We start from the raw sequence: 16,684 nt of genomic DNA, 5'->3' as shown, positions 1-16,684 counted from the left end.
GGATGTTTAGTTAGGAGCTTCACCACCTTTTACCGTGATACCCATTGAACGTGCTGTACCGGCTACCATTTTCATAGCACTACCAATTTCGAACGCATTCAAGTCAGGCATTTTGTCCTCTGCAATAGCGCGTACTTGATCCCAAGTTACTTTTGCTACTTTCTTACGGTTAGGTTCACCAGAACCGCTTTTAACTTTGGCTGCTTCCAATAATTGAACTGCTGCTGGAGGTGTTTTGATAATAAAATCAAAAGACTTATCCATGTAAACAGTAATCGCAACAGGAAGCACTTTACCAGCTTTATCTTGTGTTCTAGCATTAAACTGCTTACAGAACTCCATAATATTAACGCCGGCTGCACCTAAAGCAGGTCCTACTGGTGGAGAAGGGTTTGCAGCGCCCCCTCGAACTTGTAACTTAACAACCTTACTTACTTCTTTTGCCATTTTTAAAAATTTAATTCGACCTGTTCATCATGTGGAAGCAATTGAACAAAATCCAAAATATATTAATGTAACAATTAATTTCTTATACTTTTTCAACCTGCATATAACTCAACTCGAGAGGTGTTTTTCTTCCGAAAATCTTAACCATTACCTCTAGTTTGCGCTTTTCCTCATTAACCTTCTCCACAGTTCCATTGAAACCGTTGAAAGGACCATCAATAACTTTTACAGTCTCACCTGATGTGAATGGGATTGCAATACTGTCTGTTTGAACCGACAATTCATCAACTTTTCCTAACATTCTATTCACTTCAGATTTCCTTAGTGGTACAGGATCACCTCCTTTTACCTCTCCAAGAAATCCAATAACACCATTTATTGATTTTATGATGTGAGGAACTTCTCCGCCCAAATACGCTTTTACCATTATATAACCTGGAAAATAAACACGCTCTTTATTTACTTTTTTTCCGTTACGAATCTGTATTACTTTTTCAGTAGGCACTAACACGTCTTCAATGTAGTCTTCAAGATTAAGACGACCGATTTCCTGCTCGATATATGCCTTGATTTTATTTTCTTGTCCACTAACGGCGCGCACTACGTACCATTGCTTTTTGTTTGTTGTCTTAGCCATATTATGCTCCTACAATTTTTTCAAAATACAATGCAATCAACTTACTAAAAACGGTATCTACACCCCAGATAGCAAGTGCGAACACTACAGAAAATACAGCAACCACAACCATAAGGCGTTGAGCTTCTGCAAGAGGTGTCCACGTTACGTGGTTTTTAAGTTCATTATAGGATTCTTGAACGTAATTTACTAATCCAGCCATAGTATTGATATCTTAAAGAATAGTATAAAAATGATTCACTAATCATTTAAACCATTCTATTCATTGTTTCAACAGAAGCGTATACTTCATTTATTGCACGGGATGGGAGACTCGAACTCACGACACCTGGTTTTGGAGACCAGTGCTCTACCAACTGAGCTAATCCCGTATATTTTAAAATTTTAATATCCAAACCTAAGATTACCTATAAAAAGTAAATCTAGTTTACTACCAAAATTTTAAAGAGAAAAACAGCTAACTACTTCACTTTCGCAAAAGCACAACCACATTCCCTCATTACAAAAGTCAAGGCGTCCCGTATTTACGAGACACCTTTCCTTTTATTTATTCTCTAGAATTAATCTAGTATCTCAGTAACCTGACCAGCTCCTACAGTTCTACCACCTTCACGAACGGCAAAACGAAGACCTAAGTTAAGTGCGATTGGTTGGATAAGCTCAACAGTAATTGTTAAGTTATCTCCAGGCATCACCATCTCAACCCCATCAGGAAGTATAATGTTACCCGTTACGTCAGTTGTACGTACGTAAAACTGAGGACGGTAGTTATTATGGAATGGAGTGTGACGTCCACCTTCTTCTTTTTTAAGGATATAAACCTCTGCCTTAAACTTAGCGTGAGGAGTTACAGATCCTGGCTTTACAATTACCATACCTCTAGAGATCATTGACTTTTCAATACCTCTCAAAAGGATACCTGCGTTATCTCCAGCCTCACCTCTATCAAGGATCTGACGGAACATTTCAATACCAGTAATTGTAGATGTAAGTTTTTCTGCACCCATACCGATGATCTCAACAGGATCTCCTGTATTTGCAATACCAGTTTCGATACGACCCGTAGCAACAGTTCCACGACCTGTAATTGAGAATACATCTTCAATAGGCATTAAGAAAGGCTTTTCAGTCTCACGCAATGGCTCTTCAATCCAAGTATCTACAGCAGCCATAAGCTCTAATACTGTATCAACCCACTTTTGCTCACCATTAAGTGCACCAAGAGCAGAACCAGCAATTACAGGTCCATTATCACCATCGTACTCATAGAAAGAAAGAAGATCTCTAATTTCCATTTCTACTAGCTCAAGTAATTCCTCATCATCCACCATATCAACCTTGTTCATAAAAACAACGATACGAGGAATACCTACCTGACGACCAAGAAGGATGTGCTCACGTGTTTGTGGCATAGGACCATCAGTAGCAGCAACCACAAGAATAGCACCGTCCATTTGCGCAGCACCAGTAACCATATTCTTTACGTAATCGGCGTGACCTGGACAATCTACGTGTGCATAGTGACGATTTGCAGTAGCATACTCAACGTGTGAAGAGTTAATTGTAATACCTCTTTCTTTTTCCTCAGGGGCATTATCAATTTGATCAAAAGCAGAAGCTTCTGAATAACCTGCATCTGCCAATACTTTCGTAATAGCAGCAGTTAAAGTTGTTTTACCGTGATCTACGTGTCCGATAGTACCAACATTTAAATGGGGTTTCGAACGATCGTATGTTTCCTTTGCCATAATGTAATTATTTAATCTTAGTTATTATTAGTGTACTTATTTTGATCTAATCCCTTTTTGTGCAAGCACGGAAAGTGAGTGCGACCAGCACTCATTGTTATTATTTTTTGAGCCAACGACGGGAATTGAACCCGTGGCCTCTTCCTTACCAAGGAAACGCTCTACCCCTGAGCTACGTCGGCTTGTGTGATTACGCTTTCGCGAAAGCAAACTTTGCCAAAGGCATTACTCATTATTATTCCCTACAAGTTTACTTTATAAAGAATAAGATTTCCGATCACGCGGAAAATGACTTTAGAGCGGGAGACCAGGTTCGAACTGGCGACATTCAGCTTGGAAGGCTGACGCTCTACCAACTGAGCTACTCCCGCATTTATAATCAAAAACCCCAAAAAAAGGTTTAAAACTAAAGGTTACAAAATTTCAAGTTTTCAAAACACACTTTCAAAACAATTGTTTTAAAACGCTTTGAAAATGTTTTTGATACGATTACATTTTAATCGTAAAAAGATGTGGGGAGAGCAGGATTCGAACCTGCGAAGTTAAAAACAACTGAGTTACAGTCAGTCCTCGTTGGCCGCTTGAGTATCTCCCCGTTGTACTATCAATTTTCGGTGGGCAAAAATACGCAATTATAATTGATAATATGATCATTATTTTAAAGAACTTTTTAACTTGAAAAAACAAGTTAAAAAAGAGCCGATGGAGGGACTCGAACCCACGACCTGCTGATTACAAATCAGCTGCTCTAGCCAGCTGAGCTACATCGGCTTTTATACTTTACTACGCCTCGCAAATGAAGCATAAAAAAGTCCGCTATTTCTAACGGACTGCAAATGTATACATTTTTTATATTTACCAAAAACTTTTTTATTTTTTTTTGATCAAGCACGCACCCTGATCTTCTCTTTGTGCTTTAATAAAATTCGCTCCATAGACTGTACGCAGTTATCAGTAGCCTCTTCAAAAGATTTGGCCATTTTCTTAACGATAAATTCGTCACCAGGAACGCTCACTAAAACCTCAACTATTTTATTTGCTGGTCTTACATTAGGCTCGAGCTTTAAAAACACATCTGCATGTGTAATCCGATCGTAAAAATTCTCTAGTTTACCCACCCTTGCGTTGATAAATTGTGTGAGTTTAACATCTGCATCAAACTTTGGTGCTTCAACGGTCACTTTCATAAGCTATTTGTCTTTAAAGTTAGAACATAGCGCATTTGCGCCTTTAAGGTCTACGCCGCAAATTATTTTTTGTTACGAGGATGCGCATCTTCATATACACTTCGGAGCGCAGCTATACTATTATGAGTATATACCTGCGTAGAAGCAAGACTCGCGTGCCCTAATAATTCCTTTACGATATTTAAATCTGCTCCTTCATTAAGAAGATGTGTCGCAAATGAATGCCTCAAAATATGAGGACTCCTTTTTAATTTGTTAGACGTTCTACTAAAATAACGATTTACTATGCGATAGACAAGAGTATCATACATTTTAACTCCTTTGCTAGTAAGTAACACATTTGACTGGGAAGAATCAATAACAACATCCTCTCTAACAGATAAATAAGCCTCAATTGTCTTTTTAAGACTGGGCAATAAAGGAAGCATCCTTTCTTTATTACGTTTTCCCACAACCCGAATCAAATTTTGTTTCATATCTACTTGATCCATTGTAAGATTGATAAGTTCTGCCCTACGCATTCCTGTAGCATATAGAAGTTCAACTAGCGCAAGATCTCTCAAGGATTCAAAGTCTGTGGCCTTCCTAAGTTCGTTAATCACGTTTTCCACTTCATTTTGAGAAAATGGCACTTGTACTTTCTTTGGGATTTTTAGCGCTCGATGCTTAGCTAGAGGTGAAACTTCTATTGCCTCTAATTTCAGCAGAAATTTGTAATAAGATTTTAAAGACGAAATTTTTCTATTTACGGTTCTATTGGATATTCCATTATCCACCAAACTCACAATCCAGCTGCGTATTTGCCCGTAATTAATATCAATAAGTGATTCTTGTTCATATTCCGCTTTCGCGAAAGCGAAAAAAGCCTCGATATCCTTCTCATAAGCGAGTACCGTGTGATCGCTATAGTTTTTCTCAAGTTTGAGATAATCTAGAAATGAGAGTAATGACATTAAGAGGAAGGCTTAAATATGTTTACAAACAATATGCTCTCAACAAGAAATTCCGATACACGTCGGGATTGTTGCACATAGCGCAAAAAAAAACCGTTGCATCACAAAGATAAACTTTATAATGCAACGGTATGTATTATGAAAGAGGATTAGTCTTCCTGTTAAATCCAGTCTACCCATTAGGTAACGGATTTAGATATCTCTAGATATTTTCGCTATCTCTAAGTCCCTGTATATAAGAGGCCTTTTGAATTTCACGTCTTCTTACTACAGAAGGTTTCGTAAATTGCTTACGATCTCTTAATGCACGCATTGTACCTGTTCGATCAAATTTACGCTTGAAACGTTTAAGCGCTCTATCGATATTTTCTCCGTCTTTTACTGGTATGATTAACATAGATGTACCTCCTTTCTTTTGATTCTTATTCTGTTTTCAGGCTGCAAATATACGTGTAATAAATAAATGAGCAACCCTAATCTAAAAAATATTAAAAAACTTTGTGGCTACTTTTTTGTTGCTGGATCATAGGTCTTTCCGTCTATGACCATTTTTGCAATAATTTCCCTCAAAATTTCCGAGGTTCCGCCACCTATAGGACCTAACCTACTGTCACGCATCATACGCGCAAGGGGGTACTCTTCCATATAACCATAACCTCCTAGCATCTGCAAACAATCGTTTATGACCTGATCTGCAATTTTAGTAGAGATAAGCTTAGACATTGTAGCCTCCTTTACTACATACTCGCCTCTATTTAGTCTATAAGCCGTGGCATAATTAAATGCTTTTGCCATCTCAACCTCGGAGGTGCGCTCTGCCATTAAGTGTCTGAGCGCTTGAAATGTATTAATGGTCTTACCAAAAGCCGTACGGTCTTTCATATAGTCTAGGGCATATTCTATGGCATACTCTGCTCTTGCATGTGCATTTATTCCCATAATGAGACGCTCCAGCGCAAAGTGCTGCATTATATAAGCAAACCCTTTGTTCTCCTCGCCCATTAGGTTCTCGACAGGCACTTTTACATTATCAAAAGCAATTTCTCCCGTATCTGATGCTCGCCATCCCAGTTTATCCAGTTTCGTTGCAGAAATTCCCGACGTATCGCGATCCATCACAAAAATGCTCATCCCCTTTCCGCCCAGCTCTGGACTTGTCTTAGCCGCAACAATTAAGTAATCTGAATACACTCCGTTTGTGATAAATGTTTTAGAGCCATTAAGTACGTAGTGATCACCTTCTTTTACAGCAGTTGTGCGCATTCCTGCCACATCACTCCCACCAAAAGGTTCTGTAATACACAAGCATCCTATCATCTTTCCTTCAATACTAGGTGCTAGGTATTTTTGCTTGATGCGGTCATCACCCTCAGCATTAAGGTGGGTCATCGCAAGATAAGCGTGCGCCCACATAGCGGCTGCAAATCCTCCTGAATTGATACGCTGCAACTCTTCTAGAAAAATTACAGTATAGAAAAGGTCGAGGTTCATACCGCCATATTCCTCAGGATAATTAATTCCGAAGAATCCCATCTCACCTACTTTCTCCCAAATAAAACGCTCTATGTGACCTGTTTTTTCCCATTTATCAATATGAGGCACTACTTCTTTCTGGAGGAAATCTCTTAAGCTTTCGCGAAAAAGATGGTGCTCCTCTGTATAATATAAATCTGTCATTTGTAATGATGTTGATTGAGAATACTGTAGAAAAACAGCACCTCTGATAGCAATTTTTAATCAATATTCAAATATAACTTTATTCTCTCAAATTTATATGAGGTCATACCGTCGATTTTTGCTAATTCTTCAATGGAAGTAATTCCCTCGCGAAGTGTTCTATAATTAACAATTTCCATTGCGAGTTCAAAGGAAAGCATGGGGACCGTAGATAGGTCTGATGCAGATGCAGTATTTACATTAAGCTTGCTTACTACTGGCACTTGCTGTACGGTATACTCATCTAGTATCGCTCGTTTAGTATCATACGGTACATCGTAAACATCGTATACCTGCTTGTAGATAATAAAACCTCCTATCTTATTTCTGTATTTCAAAATTTTATGAGCACTTTGCGCATCTACGCCTTCTATAGCCTCAAGTTGTGCGAGCGTTACGGTATTGATATCTCCTTTTTCTTCGGTCGTTTTCCAAGTGCGCTTACTGCTGTATGAGGTTGTGGTTTTAGGGTTTGTTACCCAATCTGGGAATTTAAAGTAAGGTGAGATCTTATTGAGAAGACTATCAGAAACCTGCGTTACTCTTTTAAAATCTGCGATGGAGTTTATCCATTTATCGCTTTCGCGAAAGCGGTGCAACCTATCAATTTCTAGTGTAGACATTCCTAGTGTGTACCCTTTATAGTCTGTTATAAAGTTTGGGTTGAAAGGGTAAACTTTAGGTTTCCTATTCTCAATCTCAACGCCCTTTAAAGAATCTATGCGTTGTTGAAAGACCTGAATCTCTTGCGCCTCTTCTGGGCTTAACGCAATATCATAACTGGGTTCATACCAGAAAGCAAATCCTAATGCAATGAGAATGATCGTTAGCAAAATCAAAATCCCACTCCGTTTCTGTGTATCATAGACGAAGTGGGACTTGAATTTATGCATTGTTCTTTTATTTTAATCTACTATAGCCTCTTTTTTAAGCTTGATAGCATCTAGATAGCGCTTAAGTTGTTTCTTAACAACTGGGAACAAGAAGAATAATCCTATCATATTCGGAAATACCATCGCAAATATCATAGCGTCTGAGAATGCCCAAATAGAATTCATACTAGCCGATGCCCCAATGACTACAAATAGTAGGAATAAGATTTTATAAACTAAATCTGCTACCTTACCTCTTCCGAAAAGGAATTTCCAAGACTGAAGACCGTAGTAAGACCAGGATATCATTGTAGATACCGCAAAGAGAACAACCGCAATGGTTAAGAATACGTCAGAGTAAGGAATATACTCAGCAAATGCTTTTGCTGTGATTCCTGCTCCTTCAAAAGACTCACCGTCTATCATTACTCCTCCTAGACCATCACCTCCATATTCAAAGAAGCCTCCGAAGTTGAATATAATAATCACAAGTGCCGTCATAGAACAGATCAAAACCGTATCAATAAATGGCTCGAGTAATGCAACTAGACCTTCACTAGCAGAATATTTTGTCTTAACAGCAGAGTGAGCAATAGAGGCAGAACCTGCTCCAGCTTCGTTTGAGAACGCTGCTCTTTTAAATCCTACCAGTAATACTCCTATAAACCCACCTACTCCAATTGCAGTAGGGTTAAATGCTTCTTGAACGATTAAACCAACTGCATCATCTATTAATGAGAAGTTACTTAAAATAATATATAAACAGGCTACAACGTACATCACAGCCATAAAAGGGACTACCTTCTCAGTTACCTGCGCTATACGTTTTATTCCTCCAATAATTATGACACCTACTACAATTGCAAGCACGACTCCTACAATAGCTCCTGCAGCTGTACTTTCCCAGTTAAACATTTCTTTTAATACAATAGTCGCCTGATTAGACTGAGCAGCATTACCTCCTCCAAAAGAACCTCCTATACAGAAAATTGCAAAAATTACTGCCGCCACTTTACCTAGAGTTGCAAAGCCCTTTGACTTTAGCCCCTTAGTAAGATAGTACATAGGACCTCCGTAAATAGTTCCATCTTCTCCTACATCACGATACTGAACCCCTAGGGTACATTCTACAAATTTTGTAGACATTCCTAGTAAACCACAAACAATCATCCAGAATGTTGCTCCCGGACCTCCTAGTGCAATAGCCAGCGCTACTCCCGCGATATTACCGTTACCCACCGTACCAGAAACTGCTGTGGCAAGTGCCTGGAAGTGCGTCACTTCTCCTTCCGAACTTTCATCTCTTATGGTATCGACTATATCGCCGTCTACCGCTAGATTATCATCGGTTTCAAGACCTTCAATATGCTCATCAAGATCTACATTTGTGAGGTCCTTACCTTGTGCAATTCCATCTTCACCGTAAAGCTCTGCAGCGCCGTGCTTCTCAATATCCTCATACTTCCCACGTACGGTTTGTATTGCTCTCCAGAAATAACGAAAGTTTGGAAACCCAAAGTATATTGTAAAAAAAGCTGCACTTGCTACTAATAAAATTAAAACAAAAGGGGCTCCTCCAGTTCCAGGAACTACGAAGAAAATCATATTAAAAAAGAAATCTGATATGGGTTGAAATGCTTGATCAATTTTTTGATCAATGCCCATTTCCTGAGCGTCTTGCGCAAAAATATTTAGTGTACTGAATAAACCTATGAGCAATAGAAGGTATTTCTTCATCATTAAGTATATGTTAAGTTAGTTTTATTAGAAGCCACAATATGCAAAAAAAAAGCCCTTTATTCAAGTAAAAGGGTCTTAAAACTTCGGTAAGTGCTAAATCCCAAAGGTATCATGTAAGCTTTTAATTTGCTCCGGTCTTCCTATAACAATGAGCTTAGAATCTCGTGCTAATAGTTGATCTGCGCTTGGATTTACAACATACTTTCCGGATGGTGCGCGATAACCTATTATGGTACAACCTGTTTTGTATCTAAGATCTATATCTTTTATAGAGCGCTCTTTCCCGTCCTGACATACTTGATCAAAACTAATTTCCTCTACATTAATACTATCCTCCTCTCCTACTACCGAGAGGTTATCCAGAAACTCAATTAAATCTGGTACAACTACAAGTGAAGCCATATGATCACCACCTATTTTATCAGGCATAATAACATTATCTGCCCCAGCGAGTTTTAATTTCTTCTGTGAAGTTTCTGCTGTAGCACGACTTATTATTTTTAGACTCTTATTAAGTTGTCTTGCGCTCAACACCACAAATAGGTTATCTGCGTCTTCTGGTAAGGCACAAATTAAGGTAGATGCTCTTTCTATTCCCGCGATTTCTAAAATCTCATCTTCATTTGCATTACCGTGCACAAAAAGGATATCATCATTGTCATCATAGCGTTCTATAAGATCCTCATCCATTTCAATAATAACAAACTGTTTCCTGTAAGCGAGTAACTTTTGTACTGCCTGCTGTCCGTTGCGTCCATAACCACAGACAATAATATGATCTCTTAAACCATCTATTTTATTTTGCACTTTTTTGTCTTTTAAGTCGCTGTATGAATTTCTACTTATTATGTATTCTGTAATTACCGAGATTGCAAATCCTACAATAATAACACTACACAAGATAAGAACTATTGTAAAAATTTTTGCCTCTGGCGTGAGCGGATTTACTTCTCCATACCCTACTGTGGTAATAGTTATTACCGTCATATAGGCAGCATCTACCCAATCATATCCTGCTACATATTTATACCCCAACACTCCAATAGCGAGGGTAGATACTAACAAAAATATTGCTGTAAAAATCTTATCTCTAAATAACCTGAGAAAACTCATAAATCAAAAACCGAAGTCCTTTTTGTGTAAACAAAGTCTTTTAATTTAAGCCAAAATGCAAATGTCAAGTATAGGGCAAATCCAACCCCAAGCGTGGCAAAAGAAACATAAATAAAAAACAATCTGACGTTTTTTGCTCGCATCCCCAGGCGGTCTGCAAGTCTAGAAGAAACGTAAAACCCGTGTTTCTCAAAAAAATGGCGTATGTCATAAATAATCTTAAGCATTCTGCAAATTACCCAAAATTCTCTGAAGCCAGACTATGCTGCCTTCAATTATTTATAAAACGTTTTAACCCGCTCCCGTCAAGAAACCACGCTCAAAGGTAACGAGTGCAACTTGTTCCGTTTTCCCCTTAAGAAACTCTTCACCCATAGGCACAGGACGTATTCCCCTAGGAAGTCTGTAGAGCTTATCTGCAAAGTGTTTTGAAGCTAGAATATCTACAGATTTGTCATTACACGCGGCTTGTATACGGGCTGTAGTATTTAGCACATCCCCAGAAAAAGCAATATCTCGTTTTATCCTGCCCAATTCTCCCACCATTACTTTCCCGCAATGAATTCCTACTTTAAAGTGAGGAACAGCATTATATTTTTTAAGATACTTATCGCTCTTCTGTGACACGATTTTTCTCATTCTGTAATAACAGCGTAATGTATTACTATTATGGGTGCCATTTCTCATTTTCCATGTGAGAACCACCTCGTCTCCTACATACTGATAGACCTCACCTTTTGTTTGCATTACAGCGGGTGCTATGTCACTAAAAAAATCCTTGAGAAAATTAAAATAGCGCTTCTCACCTAAATTTTCTGCAATTCCTGTTGCGTCTCTAATATCTGCAAACATAAAGATACGCGTCTCCGTCTTAGGTAAAAAATAGCGTCCCATAAGATAATCGGGGAACACTCCTGGACCATATTTATCGTTAATCATAAGTATAATCAGGGTAAGCAGTACAATAAACAACCAAACAATAAAATTCTTTATAAACAGAAAACTCGAATAAAACTCTCCTACAGCAGCGATCGTGTCGGGGTGCTCCCAAGTTTTACCCAAAGTATCTGCATTAAAGTAGAATGCTCCAAGAGTACTTACGATAAAAGCACCAGCAACGTACAAAAAGACAATATACAAAAGAGCACGCCAGAAAGGATATTTGCGCAACCAGATTTCCATAACATTTACTGTGAATATCCCACCTATAAGACCAGCACATATCCCCACTATAAGATTTGCCTCAAAAGCGGTCTTAAAGTCAAAGGAAGAATCTAGAGCATTATTACTTTTTAGAGTAAAAAATTCATACAAGAAAAGCACGTTAGAAATTACCGTCCATGCAATAAGTATCCACAGGGCTCTTCGCACATAAAATAAAATTTCATTGCGGGAATAGCTAGTTAGAATATTTAGTGTCATAGGCGCGATTCTTCAGACAGGCTAAATTAAAGGTTTTAGACGCAGATTTCAGGAAGGTTTAAGATGAATTTGTGAGGGTGATACGTACGCTTTCGCGAAAGCGTACGTATCACCCTCTTAATTAGAAATATCACTTGCCGACGTATGCAATTTGTTTCTTTCTAACGAATCTAGGACTAAAGAGTCTTTTGCTTTTTGAGCACGCGCTTTTTCCTTGCCCATCTCGATGGATTTTCTCATCATAATAATAAATTGACTATCACTTGGGTCGTCTGAAAGAGCCTTTGAAACCACAACTCCGAGAAATACAAAAGACAAAAGCAGCACTACAGCTCCGCTCACCAGAGCAAAGAAAGCCGTTTTGAGCACGAGGCTACCTGATGAAAGATTAAACAACCTCTTGAGAACGTAAGCTGTATATATAATCATTATCACAAATGAAATCATACTAAACATTTGGTACAATGTCTGATTCCATAAAAGTAACATCCCAACAACTAGAATAATCATTACAATATGTGAGTAACTATATAAGTAAATTACAAGGTGCTCTACAAAATTGTATTTGCGATAGTTCCAAAAGACTATTCTAGAAATTAAAGCCAGAAGAGGTATGGAACAAAAATAGATAAGCGATTGATAATTAAGAACAAAGGCCATATACTCCTTAAGCCAGCCCTGCAAAAATTCCTGTTGCAGCTGCTGTGTCGGCTCATCTTGAAACATAGTGACCTGTGCGTCTATCTGCGCCTGTATAAAATCGTCTATATAGTAATTCTGAAGAATAAATGCAGAAAAACCTGCAATGGTAACTGCAATAGCAAAATAGCTGAAGGCGGGCAGGTATTTCTTGCGCATCCCGTTCATATAACCACCTATCACATCTTCTGGCTGCCTGAACATCGCTACAAATGTGCGAAGAAAGGAATTCTCAAGATTGAGAAAACGATCTACAAAGTCTTCAAAAAGGTTACGCCAAGTAAGTCTGTTATAAATGCGTTTGCCTCCACAATAATTACAAAACCTTTGGTCTAGTGCGAGCTTCTCTTCGCAGTTGATACAGGTTTCTGTGATCTCAAGCAATCTTGATTCTTTTTTTAAAGCTTTCCTTTCGGCTTTTGAAAGTTTACCCATATCCTCAATATTAAAGATTCAATATAAAATTTCTACCTCAAAAGAGACGCAACATTTGCAGAGTGTCCTTTATATTTTTTAATGTTTGACTCACGCTATCGATTACAATACTATCCCTAGCAACTTTTGCAGCTTCCTTTGCAGCCTTATGTATTTCACTCTGTTGCTTTACATCTTCAATAAAAGAATCCAAAGTCCCAGAATAATATACCCCGGCACCAACGAGTCCAAAGAAAATACAACTTACAGGCATCAATATTGCAAGAAATAAAAGTACTTTGAGAATTAAACTTGTCATGTTCAAATCAAAGACCTTGTACAAAACATAGGCTGTGTAGAAAAAAGGAATAATGGACGTAATGGAACTCACAATCAGAGATCCTATTCCTGTCCAGATGAATAGAATCAAAAGTACGTTAGTTATTATCTGTGTTTGAGAATATGCATAGAGGTAAATGACGACGTGCTCAATAAAATTATACTTCTTATAGTTCCAAAAAACAAGTTTGGAAATAATGGCATAGAACGGGATTAATATAAAAGAAAAAAAAGAGTTGTAATCTAGAAAATAATCTACATATTTCTGGGACTCCCCAAACACTTCATTGCCCGCACCCTGATTTACTCCGTCAAAAAAATTTAAGTAATCGGTCTCTGTAAGAAACCAATTTCTAAACAGAAAAATATAAATACTCCCCAGTGTAAGCGCAACAGCAAAATAACTAAAAGCAGACATGTAACGTTTCCTAACGCCTTGAACATAACCATCTATAACATCTTCAGGTTTTGTAAAAAGAGCAAAAAAGGTCTTCAAAAAAACGTTCTCGATATTGAGAAATCGCTCCGTAAAATCTTCTAACAGATTACGAGCATTAAGTCTATTATACATACGTTTTGCTCCACAGTTCGAACAAAATCGTTGATCTAAGGACAAAGAAGTTCCACAATTTTTGCAGTTATCAGTAACCACGAGTAGCTGGCGTCGTTTCTTAGGCTTGCGTTTGGGTTTATCAGGAATTCTTTCTGGAGTCGTGTCTGAAGTATCTGTTGCCATACTATGTCAAGTCATCTAGTAAGATTGTTCTTAAATCATCTGGGGTTTGAAAAAGCTCAAAATCCCCGTCTTTTACATAACTTATGGTTCCAGTTTCCTCACTTACCACTATAGCAACAGCATCCGTTTTCTCCGTAATCCCTACTGCAGCCCTGTGTCTCAACCCAAATCTTAAGGGTATTTTACGCTCGTTTGTTACCGGTAATATCACACGCGTTGCGGTTATAAAATTATCTTCTATAATCATTGCTCCATCGTGTAGTGTACTATTTTTATAAAATACACTTTCTATTATAGGGCGATTTACTTCTATCTTCATAGCGTCACCTGTAGACTTGACAAAATCAAGACTTGTGGTACGGCGTATTACAATAAGTGCTCCTGTTCTAGTCTCGCCCATATTTTCGCAGGCTTGAATAATTGCATTAATATCAAGGTCTATGCCTCCTTCTTTTTTTAGAAATTGGAAATTTTTTAAAAAACCTGTTCTACTTGCAAGGTTAGTACTTCCTATAAGTAGTAAAAATTTACGAATCTCTTGTTGAAATACTACTATGAGCGCAAACATACCTACGCCTATAAACTGACCCAATATTATACTGAGCATCTCCATCTGTAACCACTCTGTAAGTTGCCAAATAAGATAGATCACTACAATACCTATAAATATATTAATCGCTACGGTACCCTTTACCAGTTTATAAACATAGTAAAGTAACGTTGCCACAAGTATGACATCTATCACATCAAAAATCCGAATGCTTTCTAGTATTTCCAAAAGGTTGCTTAGTCTAACGTAAATGTAACAGAAATATGTAGAGTCTTAAAAGACATCCTATAAAAAAACCGCAAGACTTAATCTTACGGCGTATTGATATCAAATATTTGTTGTTAAGTAATGATATAAAAAAAGTTAAGCAGAGGGATATACCGCTTTCGCGAAAGCGGAAAAAATTCAAATCTCCATATGCCTCACTTCCATTTAATATTACAACCTATACTAGGCTTTTGGTTTTTTTGTTGCGAGCGGCTATTAAAGATACTGTCCAGCGCTTCCCGAAGGTCTCGACCGTTTGTAGGGATACCGTTACCTGGACGACTATCATCCATCTGACCACGGTAAACTAGTTTATTGTTAGGCCCAAAAACATAAAAATCAGGAGTGCAAGCCGCATCGTACTTCTTTGCCACTTCCTGTGTTTCGTCATATAAATACGGGAAAGTAAAACTCTCTTTTCTAGCAAATTGCCACATCATATCCGGACCATCCTGAGGGTAGTTGAGGGCGTCATTACTGCTTATGGCCACAAAGCCAAAACCAAGCACACGATAATCATTTGCAATGCGCACAATTTCATCTATCACGTGAATCACAAAAGGACAGTGATTGCAGATGAACATTACCACCGTCCCGCGTTCCCCACGAATATCCGTGTAGCTCGTTAGCTGATTTGTAACTGTGTCTATAAGTTGAAACTCTGGTGCTTTTGTGCCCAGCGCGAGCATATTCGATTCTGTTCTTGCCATAGTGCTGTTTTGATTCCTAAAGGTAACTATTCATAGGTCGCAAACAGAAGGGAATTGTTACGCTTTCGCAAAAATGGACTCAACTTCCTAAAATACTATCATAACTAATTTCCGCGCTATAACCTCAAAGTATTAATCGACTCGATTGAATTCAAAATCTCTCCCGGATTGAGTAATTATAAGTTTATCAAAAACGCCCTCCTCATTTGCAACAAAAGTTGCTACCGAAGGAAAGTCTGCCGGGATAAATTTATGGTTGCCCTGTGCGATCATAAAGTGAGCATCCTGTCCGGTCGCCTGACTCATAAAATCTCCTCCTTTGATATAAAATTTAATTGAAAAACCTTCTTTTAACTCATAATCACCTACATAAGACGCTAACTGTTCTAAGCTTAGTTTCACCTGGTTTTCAGATTGCACAGTTACGATTTCTTTGTACAAAGCTGTGTCTGGCTCCTGAGCAAACGCCCCTATTCCTAATGTGCACAGGACGATAATTAAAAATAATTTTTTCATAATTGATTGATTTTTGATTGTGAATATTATTTATCAGACGGAAGAAATGATAATTAGGTTACAAGATTTTGAATTCTCTGGTTTATGCTTTTGCGACTTGTTCTGAACTTGTTTCAGTAATAGCATAAAAAACCTTTTATAGGTAACAATATAGTATTGAGATTGATATAAGCATATAATCTTTAAAACATATTTATTATGAAAACTTTAAAAACAATGATGGTTCTATGTATGTTAGGTTTTGCGAGCAATGCAATGGGACAGAGTGTGTGTAATTTTACAACAGAATGTCAGTTTCACGTTCAACTCAAAATTAAGAGCACGGGCGCCCCCTGTGGTGATACTGCTGGGGTGATGGAAATAGGAGTGGGTGTAATGGGCTGTGAACCCCTTAGCATCCCTCCAGGATTTGAGATTGTTCAAGCTACCATTATGAATGGTGCAGATATGATACCTCTCGCTACCCTTCAACCTGCTCCAGCGCCTTGTGACTTTGGATTACCTAACTCAACCATTTTGGTTGAACCCTGCGGAGGTAATATTATAGATATAAGTTTTGAAGGCGAAAGCATCCTAATATCACTATAAAACAAAAAAAGCCGCTTCTCAGTTTCTTCT

General features: G+C 38.0%; 19 protein-coding genes and 5 tRNA genes. 1 reads left to right on the top strand and 23 read right to left on the bottom strand.

Annotation, left to right across the window (positions count from 1 at the left end; translation table 11 throughout):
* Positions 1-6: 6 nt before the first annotated feature.
* The 23 genes from rplK to EAX61_RS15035 all read right to left on the bottom strand — a co-directional run bounded on the left by rplK (position 7) and on the right by EAX61_RS15035 (position 16,066).
* Entirely contained in the window at positions 7-447 is a 441-nt protein-coding gene (rplK, locus tag EAX61_RS15145; protein ID WP_121918555.1) for a 50S ribosomal protein L11, read from the bottom strand.
* A gap of 82 nt (positions 448-529) precedes the next feature.
* A complete protein-coding gene (nusG, locus tag EAX61_RS15140; protein WP_121918554.1) occupies positions 530-1,084 on the bottom strand; it encodes a transcription termination/antitermination protein NusG in 555 nt (184 codons plus the stop codon).
* Between the two features lies 1 nt (position 1,085).
* Positions 1,086-1,286 carry a preprotein translocase subunit SecE gene (secE, locus tag EAX61_RS15135; protein ID WP_121918553.1) on the bottom strand — a complete coding sequence of 67 codons (201 nt, stop codon included), beginning with the start codon at positions 1,284-1,286 and terminating at the stop codon, positions 1,086-1,088.
* 96 nt (positions 1,287-1,382) lie between these two features.
* A tRNA-Trp gene (locus tag EAX61_RS15130) sits at positions 1,383-1,455 on the bottom strand.
* Positions 1,456-1,644: 189 nt separating this feature from the next.
* Positions 1,645-2,832 (bottom strand): elongation factor Tu, encoded by a 1,188-nt coding sequence (gene tuf / locus EAX61_RS15125; protein WP_121918552.1) that lies wholly within the window; start codon positions 2,830-2,832, stop codon positions 1,645-1,647.
* 110 nt (positions 2,833-2,942) lie between these two features.
* Positions 2,943-3,014: transfer RNA gene (locus tag EAX61_RS15120), tRNA-Thr, on the bottom strand.
* A 116-nt stretch (positions 3,015-3,130) separates the two neighbouring features.
* Positions 3,131-3,203 (bottom strand) — tRNA-Gly (locus tag EAX61_RS15115).
* 142 nt (positions 3,204-3,345) lie between these two features.
* Positions 3,346-3,427: transfer RNA gene (locus EAX61_RS15110), tRNA-Tyr, on the bottom strand.
* A gap of 102 nt (positions 3,428-3,529) precedes the next feature.
* Positions 3,530-3,603, bottom strand: a tRNA-Thr gene (locus EAX61_RS15105).
* Positions 3,604-3,716: 113 nt separating this feature from the next.
* Positions 3,717-4,019, bottom strand: a complete 303-nt coding sequence (locus EAX61_RS15100) for an HPF/RaiA family ribosome-associated protein (protein ID WP_121918551.1) — start codon at positions 4,017-4,019, stop codon at positions 3,717-3,719.
* Positions 4,020-4,081: 62 nt separating this feature from the next.
* Positions 4,082-4,972 carry a tyrosine-type recombinase/integrase gene (locus EAX61_RS15095; protein WP_121918550.1) on the bottom strand — a complete coding sequence of 297 codons (891 nt, stop codon included), beginning with the start codon at positions 4,970-4,972 and terminating at the stop codon, positions 4,082-4,084.
* A gap of 202 nt (positions 4,973-5,174) precedes the next feature.
* Positions 5,175-5,369, bottom strand: a complete 195-nt coding sequence (gene rpsU / locus EAX61_RS15090) for a 30S ribosomal protein S21 (protein WP_121918549.1) — start codon at positions 5,367-5,369, stop codon at positions 5,175-5,177.
* Positions 5,370-5,476: 107 nt separating this feature from the next.
* A complete protein-coding gene (locus EAX61_RS15085; protein ID WP_121918548.1) occupies positions 5,477-6,649 on the bottom strand; it encodes an acyl-CoA dehydrogenase family protein in 1,173 nt (390 codons plus the stop codon).
* A 56-nt stretch (positions 6,650-6,705) separates the two neighbouring features.
* Complete coding sequence (locus tag EAX61_RS15080) at positions 6,706-7,581, bottom strand: ComEA family DNA-binding protein (RefSeq protein WP_121918547.1); 876 nt, start codon at positions 7,579-7,581, stop codon at positions 6,706-6,708.
* A gap of 12 nt (positions 7,582-7,593) precedes the next feature.
* Complete coding sequence (locus tag EAX61_RS15075; protein ID WP_121918565.1) at positions 7,594-9,297, bottom strand: alanine/glycine:cation symporter family protein; 1,704 nt, start codon at positions 9,295-9,297, stop codon at positions 7,594-7,596.
* A gap of 96 nt (positions 9,298-9,393) precedes the next feature.
* Positions 9,394-10,413: a potassium channel family protein gene (locus EAX61_RS15070; protein ID WP_121918546.1), complete on the bottom strand. Its 1,020-nt coding sequence runs from the start codon at positions 10,411-10,413 to the stop codon at positions 9,394-9,396.
* Complete coding sequence (locus EAX61_RS16670) at positions 10,410-10,640, bottom strand: PspC domain-containing protein (RefSeq protein ID WP_121918545.1); 231 nt, start codon at positions 10,638-10,640, stop codon at positions 10,410-10,412. Before EAX61_RS16670 ends, EAX61_RS15070 begins: the two co-directional genes overlap by 4 nt.
* 64 nt (positions 10,641-10,704) lie before the next feature.
* Entirely contained in the window at positions 10,705-11,835 is a 1,131-nt protein-coding gene (locus EAX61_RS15060; RefSeq protein WP_121918544.1) for an adenylate/guanylate cyclase domain-containing protein, read from the bottom strand.
* Positions 11,836-11,952: 117 nt separating this feature from the next.
* A complete protein-coding gene (locus EAX61_RS15055) occupies positions 11,953-12,969 on the bottom strand; it encodes a DUF3667 domain-containing protein (RefSeq protein ID WP_121918543.1) in 1,017 nt (338 codons plus the stop codon).
* A 37-nt stretch (positions 12,970-13,006) separates the two neighbouring features.
* The gene (locus tag EAX61_RS15050) at positions 13,007-14,023 is read right to left on the bottom strand and encodes a DUF3667 domain-containing protein (protein ID WP_121918542.1); all 1,017 of its coding nucleotides are present in this window, start codon (positions 14,021-14,023) and stop codon (positions 13,007-13,009) included.
* Position 14,024: 1 nt separating this feature from the next.
* Positions 14,025-14,801 carry a diadenylate cyclase gene (locus tag EAX61_RS15045; protein WP_121918541.1) on the bottom strand — a complete coding sequence of 259 codons (777 nt, stop codon included), beginning with the start codon at positions 14,799-14,801 and terminating at the stop codon, positions 14,025-14,027.
* Between the two features lie 194 nt (positions 14,802-14,995).
* Positions 14,996-15,550 (bottom strand): thioredoxin family protein, encoded by a 555-nt coding sequence (locus EAX61_RS15040; RefSeq protein ID WP_121918540.1) that lies wholly within the window; start codon positions 15,548-15,550, stop codon positions 14,996-14,998.
* A gap of 132 nt (positions 15,551-15,682) precedes the next feature.
* On the bottom strand, positions 15,683-16,066 hold the full coding sequence (locus EAX61_RS15035; protein WP_121918539.1) for a hypothetical protein: 384 nt from the start codon (positions 16,064-16,066) through the stop codon (positions 15,683-15,685).
* Between the two features lie 198 nt (positions 16,067-16,264).
* Between EAX61_RS15035 and EAX61_RS15030 the strand changes: the two genes are divergently transcribed.
* Positions 16,265-16,654: a hypothetical protein gene (locus EAX61_RS15030; RefSeq protein WP_121918538.1), complete on the top strand. Its 390-nt coding sequence runs from the start codon at positions 16,265-16,267 to the stop codon at positions 16,652-16,654.
* The last annotated feature ends 30 nt before the right edge of the window (positions 16,655-16,684 follow it).

Source organism: Dokdonia sinensis (genome assembly GCF_003688895.1).
GTDB lineage: Bacteria > Bacteroidota > Bacteroidia > Flavobacteriales > Flavobacteriaceae > Dokdonia > Dokdonia sinensis.
Note: the sequence above shows the minus strand (reverse complement) of the source record. Positions and strands in the feature narration are given on the sequence as shown.